This window comes from Rhodanobacter sp. OK091 (genome assembly GCF_900142825.1).
GTDB lineage: Bacteria > Pseudomonadota > Gammaproteobacteria > Xanthomonadales > Rhodanobacteraceae > Rhodanobacter.
On record NZ_FRCH01000001.1, the window covers coordinates 1,036,820 to 1,057,180 of the forward strand.

Genomic DNA, 20,361 nt, shown 5'->3' on the forward strand with positions numbered 1-20,361 from the left:
CCGTCTATACTCGGCTGGAACCGCCACAGAGTGCCCAGCCACGTGTCCAGCACAGCACCTTTCAGTGCCTCGTCCGCAAGCCCGGCAACGATTCGTCACGAGCTGTCGTTCCTCAATCTATTCCGCCTGGTGCAGGCTCTGGTGTACACCGGTCTGGCGTTCGGTCCGTCCGGCATGGGCTGGCCGCAACTGGCGGAACCCGGCTTTGCCCGCACCGTCACCACCGGGTACTTGATCTTCGCGCTGCTGGCGCTGCTGCTGAACCGGCGCAGCATGCCGTATGCCCGGGCAGCCGTGGCGACGGCCCTGGTGGTGGACATTGCCGCCGCCGTTCTGACGATTACCGCGATGAACGACGCGCGCATCGGCATCGCGATGATGCTGGCGGTAAACCTCAGCGCCGGCGCACTGATCCTGCCGCTGAGGCTGTCCAGCTTCTTCGCGGCCCTGGCTACGCTGGGCATGCTCGGGCATACCTTCTTCGACACCTCGGCGAGCAACCGCGGCGACCGCGACCTTCTCGAGGCGGCCTTGTTCGGCCTCGCCTACTTCGCCACCACCACCTTGTGCCACGTGCTGGGCCGGCAACTGCGCGCCACCGAGGCGCTGGCCGAGCAGCGCAGCACCGACCTGGCCAACCTGGCCCAGGTCAACGAGCTGATCATCCGGCGCATGAAGACCGGCGTACTGCTGGTCGACGACGCCAACCGCATCCACCAGATCAACGAATCGGCGTGGATGCTGATGGGCAACCCGGGCGCCGACCAGCGCGACCTGGGCCAGCTGGCGCCGGAACTGTCGCGCCGGCTTTATCACTGGATGACTTCCGGCAAGCTGGACGAAACCGCCACCCAACTCGCCGACGGCGTGCCCGAAGTGGTGCCGCGCTTCACCCGGCTGGCACCGAACGACGACTCGCATGTGTTGATCTTCCTGGACGACACCTCGCTGTTGTCGCGCCGCGCGGAGGAACTCACGCTGACCTCGCTGGGCCGCCTGTCTGCCTCGATCGCGCACGAGATCCGCAATCCGCTGGCGGCGATCCGCTATTCGGCGCAGTTGCTGGCCGAGTCGAAAAGCATGGATTCCACCGACCAGCGCATGGTGGAAATCATCAACAACCACTGTATCCGGCTCAACGAGATCATCGAGAACATCCTGCAGTTGTCGCGGCGCGAGCGCTCGCGGCCGGAAACGCTGGATCTCGGTCACTGGGCGCAAGTCTTCGTCGAGGAATACAGCCAGGGCAACGACCTCGGCGCCGATTCGCTGCGGGCGATCGCCAGCAGCGGCACGCCGGTGGCGGCAGTGGCCGATCCGCAACAGTTGCAGCAGGTGGTGTGGAACCTGGTGCAGAACGCGCTGCGCTACGGCCGCCTGCCCGGCGAGCCGGCGCGGGTGATGGTGGTGACCCGGCAAGGCGAGCACGGCGTGCCGATTCTGGAAGTGATCGACCGCGGCCCCGGCATCGCGCCAAAAGTGGCCGCGCAGATTTTCGAACCGTTTTACACCACTCACGAATACGGCACCGGCCTGGGCTTGTATCTGGCCCGGCAGATGAGCGATGCCAACCAGGCCGCGCTGGAATACGTGCGCGTAGCCGGCGGCGGCAGCTGTTTCCGGCTGGTGCTGACACCACCGGCGCGCAGTCCCACCGACTCCGCCGAAACCGCCCAGACCACCGCCACGCGCTGAACCGGATCTCGTTGAGCCGGGTCTCGTTGAGCCGGATCCTGTTGAACCGGACCTTATCTAGCCGCCCGGTTGAACCTGATCAGGTCGAGCGCACGATCAGGCTCACCGGCAGGCTTTCCGAACTGGCTCGTTCGCCGTCGATCAACGCCAGCACCTTGCGCGCCAGCAGCATGCCGCCTTCTTGCCAGTCCTGCCGCACCGAACTCAGCGGCGGCAGGAAGCTGGCGCCGAGCGGCATGTCGTCGTAGCCGACTACCGAGACATCGGCCGGCACCGAGCGCCCCAGGTCCAGCGTGGCGCGGATCGCACCCATGGCCAGCAGATCGTTGCACGCGAAGATCGCATCGAAACCCACCTTGCGCGCATGCAGCGAGCGCACCGCGTCCATCCCCGAGTCCAGGGTGAACTCGTCGCGCCGCATCAGCAACGGCTTGATACCGTGCACCGCCAGCGCGTCGACGAAACCATTCAGGCGCGCGAAGATCTCCGGATGGCTGGGGTTGCCGATGAACACCGGGCGGCGCCGGCCCAGCGCGATGAAGTGCCGGGCCACCACTGTGCCGCCGAGGCGATTGTCGCTGCCTACCACCACATGTGTATCGCTGGCCGATTGCGCGCCCCACACCACCATCGGCAGGTGCAGCTTGTCGAATCGGCGCACGGCATCCTGGTGCACGCCCTGGCCCAGCAGGATCAACCCGTCGGCAGCCTGTACCGCTGCCGCAGTGGCGCCCTGGCGCGTGGTCAGCAACACACTGTAGCCGGCCGCGGTCAGCTCCTGCGAGATGCCGCCCAGCAGTATCAGCGGGTACGGGTCGAGCATGGTGCGATCGGTGGACGGCTTCATCTCGACGATCACCGCCACCGTATGGCTGCGGCGCAGGCGCAGGTTGCGCGCGCTGATGTTGAGCTTGTAGCCGTGCTCTCGGGCCAGCGCCTGAATCCGTTCGCTGGTTTCCGGGTTGACCAGCGGGCTATCGCCCAGCGCACGCGAGACCGTGATCTTGGATACCCCAGCCAGTTGCGCCAGGTCGGCCATGGTCAGGCTGCCTGACGCATGCTTGCGCGCGCCTTTCTTGCTCAACTATCTGACCCCTGCTGGCTGACCCGTGTTGGTCTGGCCGATCCGGTGCCGCCGCGCTGCCGAACTGCAGCGCTGATCCGAACCGGCGCCAGCAGTGTGTCGACATTCGCCCCGTCGATGCAACCTCGTTCCGCACCGTCATGACATGGCACCGCCAAACGGGCCCAGGCTGTCCAGATGAACGGATTCACTCCCTTCGACTCCCGGAAAATGTCTTTTCCCTAGCCCGACTAACAAAATGTTATCGATATCTTGATACCGATAACATTTAATGCCAAGCTCGCCGCCAGCCGCAGCCTTGCGGGCCGACCGGCCTGATGCGTCAGGCGGAAAGAGAGAGCAAATCGTGGATCACTACGCAGCGGTGCCGCTCGATGCCGAAGCGCCGACAATCGGGGGAAAGGCAGCGGCCGATCCCTGGCTGCTGACCCGTCACGGCACCGATCCGGCCGGTTTCGCGCAGGACGAAAGCCTGTTTGCACTGGCCAACGGCACCCTCGGCGTACGCGGCAACCTGGAAGAGAGCGACAGCGACAGCCAGGCCACCTTGCTGTCCGCGGTGTGGGAACGCACCCCGATCGATTACCACGAGCGGTTCCCCGGCTTCGCCAGTCACACCGACACGCGCATCCCGGTCGCAGACGCCGCACGCATCCATTTGCGCCTGGGCGACACGCCAGTGCGGCTCGACCAGGGTGAATGGCTGTATTTCGAGCGCACGCTCGACCTGCGCAGCGGCTGCTACCGCCGCCGACTGTGCTGGCGGTCGCCGGAAGGCGCCACGCTGGAGATCGAGGCCGAGCGCATCGTGAGCCTGGAGGACGCCGGACTGCTGGCGATCCACTATCGCGTGCGCTCGCTGGATTACAGCGGCCCGATAACGCTGGAATCGTCGATCAGCACCGCCCGCGAAGCTGCCGAACAAGGCTCCGATCCGCGCATCGGCAGCCATATCGATGGCGGTCTCAGCACCTACGACGCCCGAGCCGAGGAAGACCTCGCCTGGGTCGGCCAGCAAACCACCCACAGCGGCATCCGACTGATCTGCGCGCAACGGCACCAGCACGGCGACGACTTGCAATTCCGCTACGCGAATCTGGCGCCGCACGGCGTCACCCAGGTCTACGAGGGCGTCCTCGCGCCGGGCCAGACGGTCGCTCTCGACAAATACGTCGCGTATACCTTCACCGCCCCGTTCGCCAGTGATCAGGTCGAGGATCAGACAAACGACTTGCTCACGCGCGCGCAGGCCTCGCTGGATACGGCGATCGCATTCGGCTACCCGGCGCTGCTGGCACGGCAGGTTCAGGTGCTGTCGGCGCTCTGGGCGCAAGCCGATCTCGCCATCGAAGGCGACCCGGCGATCGAGCAGGCGCTGCGCTTCAACCTGTTCCATGTGTTCCAGTCGAGCAGCCGCGACAGCCACGGCACTACCGCCGCCAAAGGCCTCACCGGCGAAGGCTACGAAGGTCACTATTTCTGGGACGCCGAGGTGTTCATGCTGCCGGTGCTGGCCACTCTGGCGCCGGAACTGGTACGCGCGATGCTGACCTATCGCCATCGCACACTGGACAACGCGCGCCGCCATGCACGCGAGCTCAACCATCCGCGCGGCGCGCTCTATGCGTGGCGCACGATCAGCGGCGACGAGTGCTCCTCCTATTTTCCCAGCGGCTCGGCGCAATACCACATCAATGCGGCGGTGGCGTGGGCGATCCGGCTCTACGTCGACGCCAGCGGCGATGAGGCGTTTCTGCGCGAACGCGGCGCCGAGATGATCATCGAGACCGCGCGGATCTGGCTGGAGATCGGACATTTCAGCGCACGCCACGGCGGCGCGTTCTGCATTCATGAAGTGACCGGACCGGACGAATACTCCGCCCTGGTCGACAACAACCATTACACCAACCGGCTGGCGCAGCGGCACCTGCAGGACGCCGCCAACGTCGCCGACTGGATGGCGCTGACGTATCCGGCCGAACATGCCGCCCTCAGCGCCAGGATCGTCCTGCAAGCGGACGAGGCTGCCCAGTGGCGCCGCGCTGCCCAGGCGATGCATCTGCCGGTCGACGGTGCGCTCGGCATCTTTCCGCAAGACGACGGCTTCCTCGACAAGCCCTTCCTGCCGGCCAGACTCGCCGCCACGTCAAACCGGCAGCCGCTGCTGCTGCGCCTGCATCCGCTCACCATCTATCGCCACCAGGTATGCAAGCAGGCCGACACGCTGCTCGCCCTGGTGCTGGCAGGCGAGCAGGTCGACGTCGCCGCCAAGCGCCGCAACTTCGATTACTACGAAGGCGTCACCGTCCATGACTCCACGTTGTCGGCATCCACCTTCGCGGTGCTCGCCGCCGAAGTGGGTCATGCGGACAAGGCCTATGGCTATTTCCTGGATACGTTGCGCGTCGACCTGGACGACCTGCACGGCAATGCGGCGCACGGCCTGCACATGGCAGCGATGGCCGGCAGCTGGCTGGCACTGACCTGGGGCTTCGGCGGCCTGCGCGTGCATGGCGGCATGCCGGCACTGGCGCCAAGGTTGCCGGCGGCATGGAAGGGCTACCGCTTCGGCCTGCGCTGGCGCGATGCGCATCTGCGCATCGAGGTCGACCGCGACGGGGTGCTGTACACACTGACCGACGGCAGCGCCCTCACCTTCCTGCATGACGGCCTGCCGCAGCGTCTGCATGCGGGCCAGCCCTTGCGGCTGAAGTGCGCTGGCTTCGTCGAAGCCGCAGCGGTGCCGCTGAAGGCGGTGATCTTCGACCTCGACGGCGTGATCGCCGACACCGCGGTGGTCCATCACGCCGCCTGGAAAAGGCTGGCTGACGAGATCGGCGTGCCGTTCGACGACGCCACCGGCGAGCGCATGAAAGGCGTCGACCGCCTCGGCTCGCTGGAGATCCTGCTGCAGGCCGCGACGCGCACCTACACGGACGGCGAGAAACACACGCTGGCTGCACACAAGAACGATTATTACCGGCAACAAATCGAGCGTTTCGGGCCGCGGGATCTGCTGCCCGGCGCGCGTATGGCGATCGAACAGGTACGCCGGGCCGGGCTCAAGGTGGCGCTGGCTTCAGCGAGCCGCAATGCCGGTCTGCTGCTGGAGCGGCTTGGCATCGCCGACCTGTTCGACGTCGTCGTCGACGCCAATCGGATCAGCCGTTCCAAGCCCGATCCGGAAATTTTCCTCGCCGCCGCAAGCGCTCTGGGCGTGGCGACGGATGAGTGCATTGGCGTCGAAGACGCTGCGGCTGGCATCGCCAGCATTCGCGCCGCGGGGATGGCGGCGGTGGGAATTGGCCAACGCCAGGTATTGGCCGAGGCAGATCTGGTGTTACCGAGTATCGCGGCATTCGACATCGACATTTTTACGACAACCCGAACGACGAACTGGCGTGGACCTGTCACCAGGCAGGCCTCGACCCAAACTGAAACTGATGGGGAGGAAGTGACATGAACAACAACAAGCAAATGACCCGATTGATGCTGTCGGCGGCTATCGCAGGCATCCTGATGTCCGCGACGGCTATGGCGCAGGACAGCACGCAGAACACCTCGACAGCCCCCGCACCAGCGACCACCAAGAAGACGCCGCAGCGGCAGGCCAACGCCAAGACCACCACGACCCTGCAACAGGTCGTGGTGACCGGCTCGGCCACCGGAGTGAAGAAGATCGACGCCAGCTATACGCTGACCACTGCCAGTGCCGAACAGATCAAGCAGTCCAATCCCAAGAGCACGGCCGACCTGCTGAAGATCGCGCCCGGCCTGTGGCCGGAATCCACGGGCGGCCAGACCGGCGCCAACGTCGAGATCGCCGGCTTCCCGGGTGGCGGCGACGCGCCGTTCAACACGGTGCAGTTGATGGGCTCGCCGCTGTACGGCATGCCGACCCTGTCGTTCTTCGAGCAGACCTCGATCTTCCGCCTCGACGACACGATCGAACGCGTCGAGATCCTGCAGGGCGGCCCGTCGGTGGTCTTTGCGGACGGCCAGATCGGCGCCACCGAAAACTTCATCCTGAAACAGGGCACCGAGGTACCGTCGGGCAGCATCGGCGTCACCTACGGCTCGGAAAACCTGAAGCGCGTCGACGGCTTCTATGGCTTCCAGCTGGCTCCCAATTGGTACAGCAGCGTGGGCGGCTTCTATCGCGACTCGAAAGGCGTACGCGACCCGCAGTTCCCGGCCGACAAGGGTGGCCAGTTCACCGCCACGCTGACCCATGACTCGGACAACGGCACGATGACGCTATATGCGCGTGCACTGAACGACAAGAACCAGTTCATCACGCCGATCCCGCTGATCCAGAACGGCACCGACAAGTTCAGTGCCTACCCGGGCTTCGACCCGCTCACTGACACCTATAACAGCAAGTACATCCAGCATGTGTTTCTGGCCGGCTATCCGGGCGGCGGCACCAACGCCAACCTCGCGAACGGCCGCGGCGCGAAGATGAATTTCTTCGGCGGCAACTTCGACTATGACCTGGGCGGCTGGACGATCAGCGACAAGTTCCTCATCGATGCGGGCGACGTCGACACCAACGCGCTGTTCTCTGGCTCGAATCCGGCGACATTGAACGACGAGCTGTACAACACCCCGACCAGCCAGGGCGGCTTCGCGCTGCCGGCCGGTTCGGCGACGGCAACTTACGCCGGCCCGGGTGGCGGCGGCATGGTCGATCCAAACCAGAGCGTGATCCACCAGGGCTGGTGGTACATCCACAAGCATCTGAAGAACATCAACAACGACTTCCGCGTCAGCAAGGAGATCTTCGACGGCAATACGCTGACCGCGGGCGTGTACCTGGCGCACTACACCGACGACGACAAGTGGGCACTGGGCAACCAGATGCTGATGACCAACACGCCGAACGCGCGTCCGATCGCGGTGAGTTACGTCGACGCCGGCCAGACCAAGCAGTTGACCGATAGCCAAGGCTTCCTCGACAACGGCGGCTACAACATCACCGAGCGCGGCAAGGCCACCAACAAGGCGTTCTACCTGTCCGACTCGTGGCACCTCGGCAAGTGGCTGTTCGACGCGTCGGCCCGTCTGGAAAACCAGGATGCCTCCAATACCGTCTGCAACCTGACCAATGTCGACCTCGATAAGAACCCGCTCACGCTGTACAACAACAGCGTTCCGGTCTGCAACGGCACGTACTCGCGTACCGACTACAACAAGACCCATACCTCATGGACCGTCGGCGCGAACTACGAGTTGGCCGACAACATGAGCGTCTACGTGCGCGGCAACAAGGGCGTGCACTTCGGCGACTTCGACAACGCTCTGCGCGGCAACACCACCGGCAACACGGCCCCGCTGCAGAAGATCCAGAACATCGAAGCGGGCTTCAAGTACCAGTCGGAACTGGTCTACGCCGACATCAGCGTCTATCACAAGCAGTTCAATGGCCTCACCTTCCAGCCCACCAACGGCGCCGGCGTGCCGATCGGCAGCCAGCAGCTGTACGGCTCGGACTCCAAGGGCATCAACGTCAGCGGTGCGCTCACCCCGGTCGAGAACCTGAAGCTGTCGCTGGTGGCGAACTACCTGGATGGCCACTACACGCACAACAGCTCGTGCTTCCCCTACACCAACGTGGTCACCGGTGTGGCCGGCTGCGCGGCGATCAACGGGGTGCAGTTGCAGCGCCAGCCGAAGGTTCGCTACATGTTCACGCCGAGCTATCGGATCCCGTTCGCGTGGGGTGACGTGACTGCCTTCGTAACCTATACGCACGTCGGCCCGCACACCCAGGACCAGTCCGGCCTGCAGCAATTGGGCACCTACCACACGTTCGACTTCGGTGTGATCGCCAACATAGAAAAGAACTGGCAGCTGCGTCTGCAGGGCACCAACATCACCAACGAACTGGGCCTGACCGAGAGCAATTCGCGCATCTTCGGTACCGGCGTTTCCGGCGGTGTGATCCTGGCCCGTCCGCTGGAAGGCCGCGAGGTCAATTTCCAGGTGAAGTATCTGTTCTAGCACGGTGTTGAATGGCGGGGCCACGGATGGCCCACCGCCGATCGGCATCACAGGCGCTTGATCGGCGTAGCAAACAGGGACCATTCCGTCTGGAATCTATTTGTACAACCACAGGCCGGCCCCGGGTTTATTCCATGGACAGGACGAACACGCGGGCCGGACTGGCGCCTTGTTGAGCGCAGAACCGCCTTCAACAACAATCCGATAGCTCAGCGGCATGCGCAGTCCGGGGTATGCCTCAGAGGGTACGGACCGCGTTTTTCCTGAAGTCGCACATGCCGTACCACCGGGGATGACATGAACCGAATTCGCATGATTGTCGCACTGGCGCTGATCTACATGATCTTCGCGATCCTGCTCAACAGCGTCGGCACGGTGATCCTGCAGTCGATCGCCACCTTCGGCATCGACAAGCCCGAGGCCAGTGCGCTGGAGCGCTACAAAGATCTCACGATCGCGTTCACCTCGTTTCTGGTCGCCTCATTCCTGCCGATGTTCGGCTACCGACGCTCGATGATGCTGGCCCTGGCCATCGTCGGCAGCGCCTGTTTACTGATGCCGCTCTATCCCGGTTTCCTGACCACGCGGCTGTTGTTCGCCTGTGTGGGCGTCGGCTTTGCTATGGCCAAGGTCTGCGTGTATTCCTCCATCGGCCTGCTCACCACCGACCGTGTCGCCCATTCGCGGCTGACCAATACCATCGAGGGCTTGTTCATGGTCGGTGTACTCGGCGGCAACTGGATCTTCAGTGCGTTCGTCGACCCCCAGCACCCGGGCAACCCGGTGTGGTTCAACGTGTATTGGCTGCTGGCCGGCGCGTGCGCGCTGGTGATCGTGCTGCTGGCCGGCAGCCGGCTCGACGAGAGCGCCGCGCATGCGCACGGGCACAACAATTCCTTCGCCGACTCGTTGATGGAGATGCTGCGGCTGTTCGTGCGGCCGCTGGTGTATGTATTCCTAGCCTCGGCGTTCCTGTACGTATTGATCGAGCAGAGCTTTGGTACCTGGCTGCCCACTTTCAACAGCGAGATCCTGAAGCTGCCCAATGCCATGAGCATCCAGTTCGCCAGCATCCTCGCCGGCATGACCGCACTGGGCCGCATCGGTGCAGGCGTCGTGCTCAAGCGCGTGCGCTGGCATGTACTTCTCAACGTGTGCGTGGTGGCGATGGGCGTGTTGGTGATGCTGGTGCTGCCGCTGGCGCGTGGCGTACAGGCGCGTCCGGACGTCGGCTGGTTCAATGCGCCGGCCGCCGCCTACCTGATCCCGCTGCTCGGTCTGCTGATGGCGCCGATCTACCCGGTGATCAATTCGGTCGCGCTGAGCTCGCTGCCCAAGCCGATGCACGCGGCGATGACCGGGCTGATCGTGGTGTTCTCCGCGCTCGGCGGCACCATGGGTTCGTACATCACGGCACGGGTATTCGCCAGCTTCGACGGCATCCACGCGTTCTATTTCTCGCTGCTGCCGATGAGCTTGATCCTGATCACACTGTTCTTCTTCAAGCGCGAGACCGACCGTGCTGCCGTCTTGGCCGTCTCGCCGGCGGAAGCGCTGCCGTGAACCTCTGCCGCAGCGAGTTCCTCGCCATCGGGTTCGTTGCCACCGCGACCCGCACCGCATGCCGACTACCGCACCACACCTTGCCTCGAGGAGCCATGCCGAGATGATTTCGCTACGCCACCACTTGCTTCCCGGCATCGCGTTCACCCTGTTGCTGGCCAGTGCAGGTTCTCGCGCGGCCGCCACCGACCCCAGCTTCCTGCTCACCGGCACCGCCGAAAATTTCGGCACCTATTTCCCCAGCTATCTGGCCAACGGCTACTTCTCCACGATGACCTCGGTGCGCGGCACCGAGGGCAACCGCGCGTACATGGTCGCGTTCATGGACTATAAGCCCGGCGACATCGCGCGTCCCGCCGCGATCCCCGGCTGGAGCGAGATCGACTACAACCCCGGCGGCGGCTGGCTCAATTCGACCCGGCTGGGCGCGAATATTTTCACGGGATACAAGCAGACGCTGGACATGCATGGCGGCACGCTGTCGACCCGCTACCGCTTCGAGTACGCGAACAAGGCGACCGACGTCGAGGTCACCACCTTCGTCAGCCAGGCATCGCCGCACCTGGCGGCGACCCGGCTTTCCATCACGCCGCAGTTCGACGGCAGCGTGCAGCTGACTTTCCCGATCAGGCTATGGTCGGAGCATCAGCCGCGCTTTCCGATCGGCAGCATGAGCGGCGACGAGATGATCGCGGCGGTGATCGCCAGCGGCCAGACACTGGACAACAAACCGGTACCCACGCCCGACCGCGCCGCCGTGTGGTATCCCGGCTACACCCGTGTGGCGGCCAACGACGGCGATACCAAAGAGCTGACGCTGTGGCTGGACGGCCAGGCCGAACACGGCCTGACGATGGCCGAAGCCGCGGCGATCGGCCTGCCGCCCGGTCTGGTGGTCGAGGACGTGAAGCTGGAAAAAAGTCCCTACAAGCTGTCGCTGAACCTCATCGTCAAAGTGCAGAAGGGCAAGACCTATACCTTCACCAAGTACATCGCCACCTCGCGCCAGAACTGGGACGGCAAGGCCAGCGACGACGTGGCGCTGGCCACGGCTGCGCGCCGGAAGGGCTTCGACAAGCTGCTGGCCGAACACCAGGCCGCCTGGCACGAGCTGTGGAAGTCCGACATCGTGGTCGACGGCGACCCGCAAGTGCAGCGCGCCGTGCATTCGGATCTGTACTACCTGCTGTCCAACTCCACGGTCGGCACGGCGTGGCCGATGGGCGCTTGTGCGCTGACCCCGGGCTACGCCGGCCACGCGTTCTGGGACAGTGATTCGTGGGTCTTCCCTGCCCTGCTCCTGCTGCATCCGGAACGCGCCAAGCCGATCGTGATGTTCCGCTCGCGCACGATGCAGCCCGCGCGCGAGCGTGCGAAGCAGTACGGCGTGAAAGGCACGATGTATCCCTGGGAGGCCGATCCGGAGACCGGCGTCGACCACACGCCGCACTTCGCCTATGGCGTGTTCCGCGAGATCCACGTCAACGCCGACATCGCCATCGCGCAATGGCAGTACTACCTCGCCAGCGGCGACGACGCCTGGCTGAAGCAGCATGGCTGGCCGGTGATCCGCGAGATCGCACAGTTCTGGGTCAGCCGGGTGACCTACGACAAGGGCCAGGACCGCTACGAGATCGAGCACGTCACCTCGCCCGACGAGGCGTACGACGACGTGCCGAACGACTCGTTCACCAACGCCGCGGCACGCAAGGCGCTGCAGATCGCGATCAAGGCCGCCAAGCAGGTCGGCGCCACGCCCGATCCGCAATGGGCCACGATCGCCGCGAAGATGTACATCCCGTTCGACGAAAAGAATCAGCGCCATCTCGACTTCGACGCCTCGGTGCCGCATGACAAGATCACCTGGATGGGTTCGTCGCTGGCCTGGCTGATGTATCCCAACCTCGACCTGCCGATGTCGCCGCAGGTGCGCCGCAACGACTTCGCGTTCCAGCTGCACGAACTGAAAGTGCACGGCGACGATCCCAACGAGATGATGATGGTGATGCTCGCCGTCGGCGCGGCCGAGCTGGGCGACAGCAAGACCGCCGGCGAATGGATCCAGCGCAACCTGGTGGGCTTCCTGAAACCGCCGTTCAACGTGCGCACGGAAACCGTCGCCAACAACGCCGGCTACATCCTCGCGACGTCGGCCGGCTTCGTGCAGAGCTTCGTCTACGGGTTCAGCGGCCTGCGCATCGAGGACGACGGCCTCACCGAAGCGTATGCGCCGGCGCTGCCGCCCGAATGGAAATCGCTGCAGCTGAAGGGCATCCATTTCCGCGGCAAGCAATACGACATCACCATCGAGCACGGCGCCGACGGCAAGGCCAAGCTCACCCGCAAGCCGTTGTAGCCACTTTGCGAGCGGGTGCCGCTGCGGCGCCCGCTCGCTGCCAGGAAGGGAATGACGATGCGTCGACGCCGTAGCCCGCTTCTCCTGACCGTCATCCTGGCCGGCCTGCTCGCCGCAGGCGCCGGCCAGGCCACAGACGCGAGCTTCCTGCTGACGGCGACCGCCAAGGCCCTGGGCAACTATTTTCCGGGCCAGCTGGGCAACGGCTTTTTCTCCACGCTGACGTCGCCGCGCGGCACCGAGGGCAACCTCGCCTACATGATCGGCTTCATGGATTACGCCGAGGGCGACGTATCGCGCCCCGCAGCCATTCCCGGGTGGACCGCGATCGACTACAGCACCGGCCCGTCGCACGCGGGCCAGTTCTGGCTCAACCAGGTCGACGTGAACGCCGCGCGCTTTCGCGATTATCGGCAGGTGCTGGACATGTACGACGGCACGCTGACCACCCGTTACCGCTACCTCGACGGGGCCAGGTCCACCGACGTGCGCGTGGTGACCCTGGTAAGCCAGGCCTCGCCGCATCTCGCGGCCAACCAGCTCACCATCACGCCGGACTTCGACGGCGAGGTACAGCTGTCCTTCGCGCTCGATCTGTGGGCGCCGCACCAGCCGCGCTTTGCGCTGGCGAAGCTCGACGGTCCGCAGATGCAGGAAGCGGTCGCCGCGAACAATCTGAAGTTCGAGGCGGTGCCGCCTGACGTGCCCGACCGTGCGCCGCTCTGGTACCACGGCTATACGCACGTGCTCGCCGCCGACGGCGACACGCAGGCGCTGACACTCTGGCTCGACGGCAAGGCCGAACAAGGCGCCGGCATGGCCGAAGCCGTGGCGGTCGCGCTGCCTGCCGGCATGCGGCCGCGCGACGCCAAACTCCATCGCAGCGACTACAAGCTGTCGCTGGAGCTCCGCATCGAGGTGCGCAAAGGCCATAGCTACACCTTCACCAAGTTCGTGGCCGCCTCGCGCGAGCGCTGGGGCGGCGACGCCAAACAGGATCTCGCCCTGGCCACCGCCGCGCGCGACGCCGGCTTCGACGCGCTGCTGGCACGGCAGCGCGATGCGTGGCACACGCTGTGGCAGTCGGATATCGCCATCGACGGCGACCCGAAGGCGCAGCAGATCGTGCATTCGGACTTGTACTACTTGCTGATCAACGCGGCGCCCGGCACCAACTGGCCGATCGGCGCCTGCGGCATGACGCCGGGCTACAGCGGCCACGTGTTCTGGGACAGCGATACCTGGCTGTTCCCCGCGCTGTTGCTGCTGCACCCCGAACGCGCGAAGTCGCTGGTGATGTTCCGCAGCCATACCCTGCCCCAGGCCCAACAGCGCGCGAAGACGCGCGGCCTGCGCGGTGCGATGTACCCCTGGGAAGCGGACCCCGACAACGGCAGCTCGCAGACGCCGCATTTCGCCTGGGTGCTCGACGAGCGCGAGATCCACGTCAACGCCGACATCGCCATCGCGCAGTGGCAGTACTACCTCGCCACCCAGGATCGCGACTGGCTGAAGCGGCATGGCTGGCCGGTGATCCGCGCCATCGCCGAGTTCTGGAGCAGCCGCGCCACCTACGTGCCGGCCACGCAGCGTTACGAGATCCTGCACGTCACCTCGGTGGACGAGGACTACAACGACGTGCCCAACGACACCTTCACCAATGCCTCGGCGCAAAAAGCCCTGCAGATCGCCACGCGAACCGCCCAGTTGCTGGGGGAGACCGCTGACCCGCAGTGGTCGCGCGTCGCCGCCGGCCTGCTGCTGCCCTACGACGACAAGGCAGGCCACCATCTCGATTTCGATGCCTCGGTGCCGCACGACATCAATTCATGGGGCGGCAGCTCGCTGCCGATGCTGAGCAATCCGTCGCTGGACCTGCCGATGGACGTCCAGACGCGCCGGCGCGACTACGCCTATGCCATCGCGCCGATCACCCAATCCAGCCGCGATCCCAACAGCATGGGCCTGATGCCGCTGTCGATCGCTGCCGCCACCGCCGGCGACAGCGAGGCGGCCGGCGACTGGTTCCAGCGCAACATCACCGCCAACGTGCTGAAGCCGCCGTTCAACGTGCGCACGGAAACGGCCACCAACAACACCGGTTATTTCGCCACCGCCAGCGGCGGCCTGCTGCAGAACATCCTGTACGGCTTCACCGGTCTGCGCCTCGACGAGAACGGCTTGACGCAGGCCTATGCCCCGATGCTGCCGCCGCCGTGGAAGTCGTTCACGCTGAAACACATCAACTTGCGTGGCCGCTATTACGACATCACGGTCCGCCGCGCAGCCGACGGCAGGCCGGAGCTGGTACGCCACGCACTCTGAAACCCATCGCCACCCTGATCCACGAGGAGAAAGGCCATGCCCGCAGCACGCGCCCAACGGCTGATACAAGCCACGTTGTTCTGTGCCGGCCTGTTCGGTGCTGCGGCGTTCGCGCAGACGCAGCGACCCAGCGTCGACAGTCGCGGCAACGTGAGCATGCCCGCCTTCGTGGTGCCTTACTCGGCGTACGCGTCACCCGAGGCGCAGCGGCAGTTCCAGCAGATGCTGGAACAAGGCCGGCATGCGCCGGGCATCGGCTCGATCGCCGCCAGCCGTGCCTACTACGACAGGATCAACACCGATCGCGCCGATCGCATGCGGAAAATTTATCCGGTGAGCATCCACGCCGAGACAGTAGGCGGCGTACCCACCGACGTGGTGCTGCCTGCGCAGGGCGTCGCCCCAAGGCAGCGGCACCGGGTGCTGATCAACCTGCACGGCGGCGCCTTCCTGTGGGGCGCGCACAGCGGCGGCCTGGTGGAGGCCATCCCGCTGGCCAGCCTGGGCCGGATCAAGGTGGTCAGCGTCGATTATCGGCAAGGACCGGAACATGTCTTCCCGGCCGCCAGCGAGGATGTCGAGGCGGTCTATCGTGCCCTGCTCAAACAGTATCCGGCGAAGAACATCGGCATCTATGGCTGCTCCGCCGGCGGTGTGCTCACCGGCGAGGCGGTGGCGCGCATCATCACCAGGAAGCTGCCGGTGCCGGGGGCGATCGGCACCTTCTGCGGCTCGGTCAGCGAGCTGGCCGGCGATTCCACCTTCATGTCGCCCGTGCTGAGCGGCGATCCCCCGCCGGTCCGGCCGCTGCAGCTGGCCGACCTGCCGTACTTCAAAGGGGCCAAGGTCAACGATTCCCTGGTATTCCCCGCCAACTCACCCGCGCTGCTGGCGAAATTCCCGCCGACCCTGCTGATCACCGGCACGCGCGATTTCACCATGAGCTCGGTCGTGCACAGCCAGGCACTGCTGACTGCGGCCGGGGTGGACGCCGAGCTGCATGTCTGGGACGGCATGTGGCATTCGTTCTTCTCGGATCCGGAGATGCCCGAATCCCGCGAGGCGTACGCCGTGATGGTGGGCTTCTTCGACCGCAGGCTGGGGCGTTAGAAATGCGCGCACAGTCTTTGCCTCGCAACGCAGGGCCGGGTATTCTCTGCCGTATCGATAGCCACGCGACGTGCCATGAACCCACAGACCGTCCTGGTCATTGACGACGAACGTGACATCCGCGAACTGCTGACCATCACGTTGGGTCGGATGGACCTTCAAGTCGATGCCGTGGGCACCGTGACCGAAGCGCGTCGCGCGCTGGCCGAACGCACCTACGACCTGTGCTTCACCGATATGCGGTTGCCCGACGGCAATGGCCATGAGGTGATCGAGCTGATCGCCGCGAACCATCCGGACATGCCAGTGGCGATGATCACCGCCTACGGCAACGTCGACGCCGCCGTGAACGCGCTGAAGGCCGGCGCATTCGACTTCGTCTCCAAGCCGGTCGACATCCAGATGCTGCGCGGACTGGTGCGTACCGCCTTGCGGCTGGCCGAAGAAAAACGCAGCGGCGCCGCCGCCGCGAAGACCGGCGATTCCAGCGAGCGCCTGATCGGCGACTCGGGGGCGATGCAGCTGGTACGCGCCACCATCCGCAAATTGTCGCGCAATCAGGCGCCGGTCTATATCGCCGGCGAATCGGGCGTGGGCAAGGAGCTGGTGGCCCGGCTGATCCACGAACAAGGTCCGCGCGCCAGCGGACCGTTCGTGCCGGTCAACTGCGGCGCGATTCCGTCCGAGCTGATGGAAAGCGAGTTCTTCGGCCACCGCAAAGGCAGCTTCACCGGCGCCAGCGCCGACAAGGAAGGCCTGTTCCAGGCTGCCCAGGGCGGCACGCTGTTCCTCGACGAAGTAGCCGAGCTGCCGCTGCACATGCAGGTGAAACTGCTGCGCGCGATTCAGGAAAAGGCGGTGCGCCCGATCGGCGGCCGCGACGAAATCCCGGTGGATGTGCGCATTCTGTCGGCCACCCACAAGAATCTCGGCCAGCTGGTCGAACAAGGCCAGTTCCGCCAGGATCTGTTCTACCGCATCAACGTGATCGAGTTGCGCGTACCGCCGCTGCGCGAACGCCGCGGCGACGTGCCGCAGCTGTCCACCTTCATCCTCAAGGCGCTGGCCGGCAAGAGCGGCGACAGCGTCGGCCAGCTGTCGCCGGCGGCGCGCGATGCGCTGGAAGCGTACGATTTTCCCGGCAACGTTCGCGAACTGGAGAACATCCTGGAACGCGCCATGGCGATGTGCGACGGCACCGTCATCGATGCAGCCGATCTGATGCTGCCACAGCGCGGTACGCGTGCCGGACATGAGGCGCCACCGGCAGCCGCGGCAGGCCATGAAGCCTCGGCTGCGCCAGCGTCCGCCAGCGCCAGCGCAAACGGCGGTCTCGACGACTACATCAGCAATCTCGAACGCACTGCCATCGTCAAGGCGCTGGAAGAATCGCGCTACAACAAGACCGCTGCCGCCCGCAAACTCGGCATCACCTTCCGCGCCTTGCGCTACAAGCTGAAGAAGCTCGGCATCGACTGAGCCCCGCTTCCCGTAGGAGCCCACCCTGCGGGCAATGCCCTTGTGGGAGCGACTTCAGTCGCGATGCCTTTTCGCCAAATTGAAGAGCATCGCGACTGAAGTCGCTCCCACAAGGTGCAAATTACCGCTCACACCGAGCGCGTCGCCTCCACCGGTGGTACCGCGGCGGCTCGTCGCGCCGGGCCCAACACCGCCAGCTGGCCCAGCAGCCACAGCAGCACCGCGCCGACTCCGAGCACCCACAGCGGCATCCGCGGCAGTTCGTAGTGCGTCATCAACGACAGATTCGCGGCCACCCCGAGTATCACGCCCAGCACCACGCCGATGCCGACGATCAAGGCGTTCTCGGTCTGGAAATAACGCAGAATGTCGCCACGCGTCGCGCCCAGTGCGCGCCGCACCCCGATGGATCGGCGCCGCTGGCCGACCCAGAAACTGCTCAGCCCCACGATGCCGCCAGCCGTCGCCAGCAGCAACAGCACGCAGATCGCCGCCATCATGATCGCCACGCCGCGATCGGTGCCGTAGGCCTTCGTGCGTGCCTGAGCCAGCGTGACCACGCCATCCTCCGGGCTGATCAAGCGCAGGCGACTCTGAGCAACCAAGGCAGCTGGTGCCGCATGCAGTACCGCGTCCAGTTGCCCCGGCTGCGCGCGCACCAGATAAACCACCCCGCCGTTATAGGCTGCCCCGTCGTCGGGACTGGCGTAACGCGCCGGCACCAGCACCGTGTCCTCGTCGATCGAACGGGTCGAGCTACCGACGTAACCGCCTTCCAGCCGATCGATCATGCCGATGATCGTGCTCGGGCCGTCGTCATTGAGATAGACGCGCTGACCCACCGCCGCACCGCCAGGGAAGAGCTTATGTGCCAGGTCGCGCGTAATGAGGATCACCGCCGGCATCAATTTGCTGTATGGACCGAGGCTGCCGATCTCGTCTGCACGGAAATTGCGGCCAGCCACCAGCGAGATGCCGAACGTGTCGAGCGCGTGCTCGTCGGCAAAATAGGAAAGCGCCAGCTGCGGCCTCGTCGTCTGCGCGACCTGATGCTTGATGCGCACCAGCCCGCCCCCGCCCTCTTCCATCGGATAGGCTTCGCTGGCAAATGCGTCGCGCACGCCCGGCAGGCTGCGCAAAGTCGCCAGGTCGGCGCCCATCTGCGCATCGATATGCGGCACGTCCGGCTGGCCGATCCACTTGTTGTTGATCGCAAACAGATGTGCCTCGTCAGTGCCGGTCGGTCGCGACAGATGCACCACCCGCGTCTTGACGATGAACAGCGCGTTGCTGACCACCGCCAGGGTCAGCGCGATCTGCAGCACGATGAGCAGCGTGGCCATCTTGTGCCGGCGCAGCGCGGCGAGGATCGGTCGTATCTGGATCATCCTGCTTTTTTCATCCGTTCGACTTCAGCTGCCACGCCGGCTGCACTTGGGCGGCGCGCCAGGTGGGATAAAGCGCGGCAATCAGTGTGGTGAGCACCGCGACCAGCACCGTCAGCAGCAGGAGCGACGCATCCAGTCGTGCCAGCCGGGCAACCGCCGGTTCGAACACCGAGCCGACGCCGGCCATGCCCAGCATCGTCAGCAGCAGTCCCAGCAGGCCGCCAGCCAACCCTATCGCCGCCGCTTCGGTCAGAAACTGGCGATATATCGCACCGCGCGACGCGCCCAGCGCGCGACGCACACCGATCTCCGGCGCGCGGCGCATGAAGCGGGCCAGCATCAGCCCCACCACGTTGACGAGGCAGATCAGCAAAAAGCTCAACGAGACGATCATCGACAGCGCCGAGGCCTTTGGCACGACTTTCATCACGTGCAGCCATTGCCCGACATCGGACAGGCGCACGTTCGGCGGCCAGGTAAAGCGGCCGACACGCTGCTGTTCGGCCGCGTAGTTGTGCAGCCAGTCACGGTAGCGCTCCACATCAGCACGCGTGGGCAGCTCCACCCACGCGACGATCCACGCGCATCCGCTGTGCAATACGCCCTCCCAGTTCGTCAGGTCGGGATCGACGGAGTTCGTGCTGCAATAGAAATTGCCGCTGGTGGCCTTCTGCAGATCGATGGCACGACTGAACGGGAGGTAGAGCTGGCGGGGATGGCTGAAGGGATACCACGTGCTGGTCACATCGAAGAAGCGCGGGCTGGGATTCCAATCGCCCAGCACGCCCACGATGCGATAGTTGCGCGCGTCGAGATTGATCTCGCGACCCACGCTGTCGGTGCCACCGAACAGCTTCTGGTTGAGCGCGGCGCTGATCACCACGACGGCCGCGCGTTGATCGTCGTCGCTGGCCGACCAGCTACCGCCGTAACGGAACGGCGCGTCAAACATCGCGAAGAAGTCATGGCTGACCGCGTCGCCCTCCAGCGAAAGCGGCTGCTGTGCGTCATCCGGCAGTACTGTCCACCTGCTGCCGTAGATCAACACCTGCCGCCGCGCTTGCCGCGCGTGCAGCAATGCCACGGCGTCGGTGTAGTTGAGCATCTCCGGCGGCTCGCCTTTCCAGTTGTGCGCCGGGCCGAAGCTGTCGATCTGCGGCACGAACAGCTGGTTCGATTTCCACGGGATCGGGTCGGCCGCGGTGGCACGGAACACCGCGAAGGTGACCATGCAGGTGGCCACACCACAGCCCATCAACACCACCACAAGTGCCGTCAAAGCCTTGCTGCGCCGGCAACTGCGCAGCGCCAGATCGAAGTAATACGTCAACAAGAACACCCCCTGAGTAACCGTTCTG

11 protein-coding genes are annotated in these 20,361 nt (G+C 65.2%); 8 read left to right on the plus strand and 3 right to left on the minus strand.

Features of this window, described 5'->3' with window-relative positions:
* The first annotated feature begins 42 nt into the window (after positions 1-42).
* Positions 43-1,695 carry a sensor histidine kinase gene (locus BUA26_RS04935; protein ID WP_072760063.1) on the plus strand — a complete coding sequence of 551 codons (1,653 nt, stop codon included), beginning with the start codon at positions 43-45 and terminating at the stop codon, positions 1,693-1,695.
* A 79-nt stretch (positions 1,696-1,774) separates the two neighbouring features.
* On the opposite strand, the gene BUA26_RS04940 is transcribed toward BUA26_RS04935, so the two are convergent.
* Positions 1,775-2,779: a LacI family DNA-binding transcriptional regulator gene (locus BUA26_RS04940; protein ID WP_083572875.1), complete on the minus strand. Its 1,005-nt coding sequence runs from the start codon at positions 2,777-2,779 to the stop codon at positions 1,775-1,777.
* Positions 2,780-3,125: 346 nt separating this feature from the next.
* On the opposite strand from BUA26_RS04940, the gene pgmB reads away from it, so the two are divergent.
* The 7 genes from pgmB (at position 3,126) to BUA26_RS04975 (ending at position 17,615) form a co-directional block, all read left to right on the plus strand.
* Positions 3,126-6,242 (plus strand): beta-phosphoglucomutase, encoded by a 3,117-nt coding sequence (pgmB, locus tag BUA26_RS04945; RefSeq protein ID WP_255368164.1) that lies wholly within the window; start codon positions 3,126-3,128, stop codon positions 6,240-6,242.
* Positions 6,239-8,782 carry a TonB-dependent receptor gene (locus BUA26_RS04950; protein WP_072758377.1) on the plus strand — a complete coding sequence of 848 codons (2,544 nt, stop codon included), beginning with the start codon at positions 6,239-6,241 and terminating at the stop codon, positions 8,780-8,782. The genes pgmB and BUA26_RS04950 overlap by 4 nt, the downstream gene beginning before the upstream one ends.
* A 297-nt stretch (positions 8,783-9,079) precedes the next feature.
* Positions 9,080-10,345, plus strand: coding sequence for an MFS transporter (locus BUA26_RS04955; protein ID WP_072758378.1), 1,266 nt, complete (start codon positions 9,080-9,082; stop codon positions 10,343-10,345).
* Positions 10,346-10,448: 103 nt separating this feature from the next.
* Positions 10,449-12,701 (plus strand): glycosyl hydrolase family 95 catalytic domain-containing protein, encoded by a 2,253-nt coding sequence (locus BUA26_RS04960; protein WP_072758379.1) that lies wholly within the window; start codon positions 10,449-10,451, stop codon positions 12,699-12,701.
* 57 nt (positions 12,702-12,758) lie between these two features.
* The gene (locus tag BUA26_RS04965; RefSeq protein ID WP_072758380.1) at positions 12,759-15,026 is read left to right on the plus strand and encodes a glycoside hydrolase family 65 protein; all 2,268 of its coding nucleotides are present in this window, start codon (positions 12,759-12,761) and stop codon (positions 15,024-15,026) included.
* 36 nt (positions 15,027-15,062) lie between these two features.
* Positions 15,063-16,136, plus strand: a complete 1,074-nt coding sequence (locus BUA26_RS04970; RefSeq protein WP_072758381.1) for an alpha/beta hydrolase — start codon at positions 15,063-15,065, stop codon at positions 16,134-16,136.
* 75 nt (positions 16,137-16,211) lie between these two features.
* Positions 16,212-17,615: a sigma-54-dependent transcriptional regulator gene (locus tag BUA26_RS04975; RefSeq protein ID WP_072758382.1), complete on the plus strand. Its 1,404-nt coding sequence runs from the start codon at positions 16,212-16,214 to the stop codon at positions 17,613-17,615.
* Between the two features lie 128 nt (positions 17,616-17,743).
* Here BUA26_RS04975 and BUA26_RS04980 read toward each other — a convergent pair whose 3' ends face one another.
* Together BUA26_RS04980 and BUA26_RS04985 are read right to left on the minus strand one after the other, a co-directional pair.
* The gene (locus tag BUA26_RS04980) at positions 17,744-19,003 is read right to left on the minus strand and encodes an ABC transporter permease (protein ID WP_072758383.1); all 1,260 of its coding nucleotides are present in this window, start codon (positions 19,001-19,003) and stop codon (positions 17,744-17,746) included.
* 10 nt (positions 19,004-19,013) lie between these two features.
* A complete protein-coding gene (locus tag BUA26_RS04985) occupies positions 19,014-20,336 on the minus strand; it encodes an ABC transporter permease (RefSeq protein ID WP_072760069.1) in 1,323 nt (440 codons plus the stop codon).
* Positions 20,337-20,361: the final 25 nt, after the last annotated feature.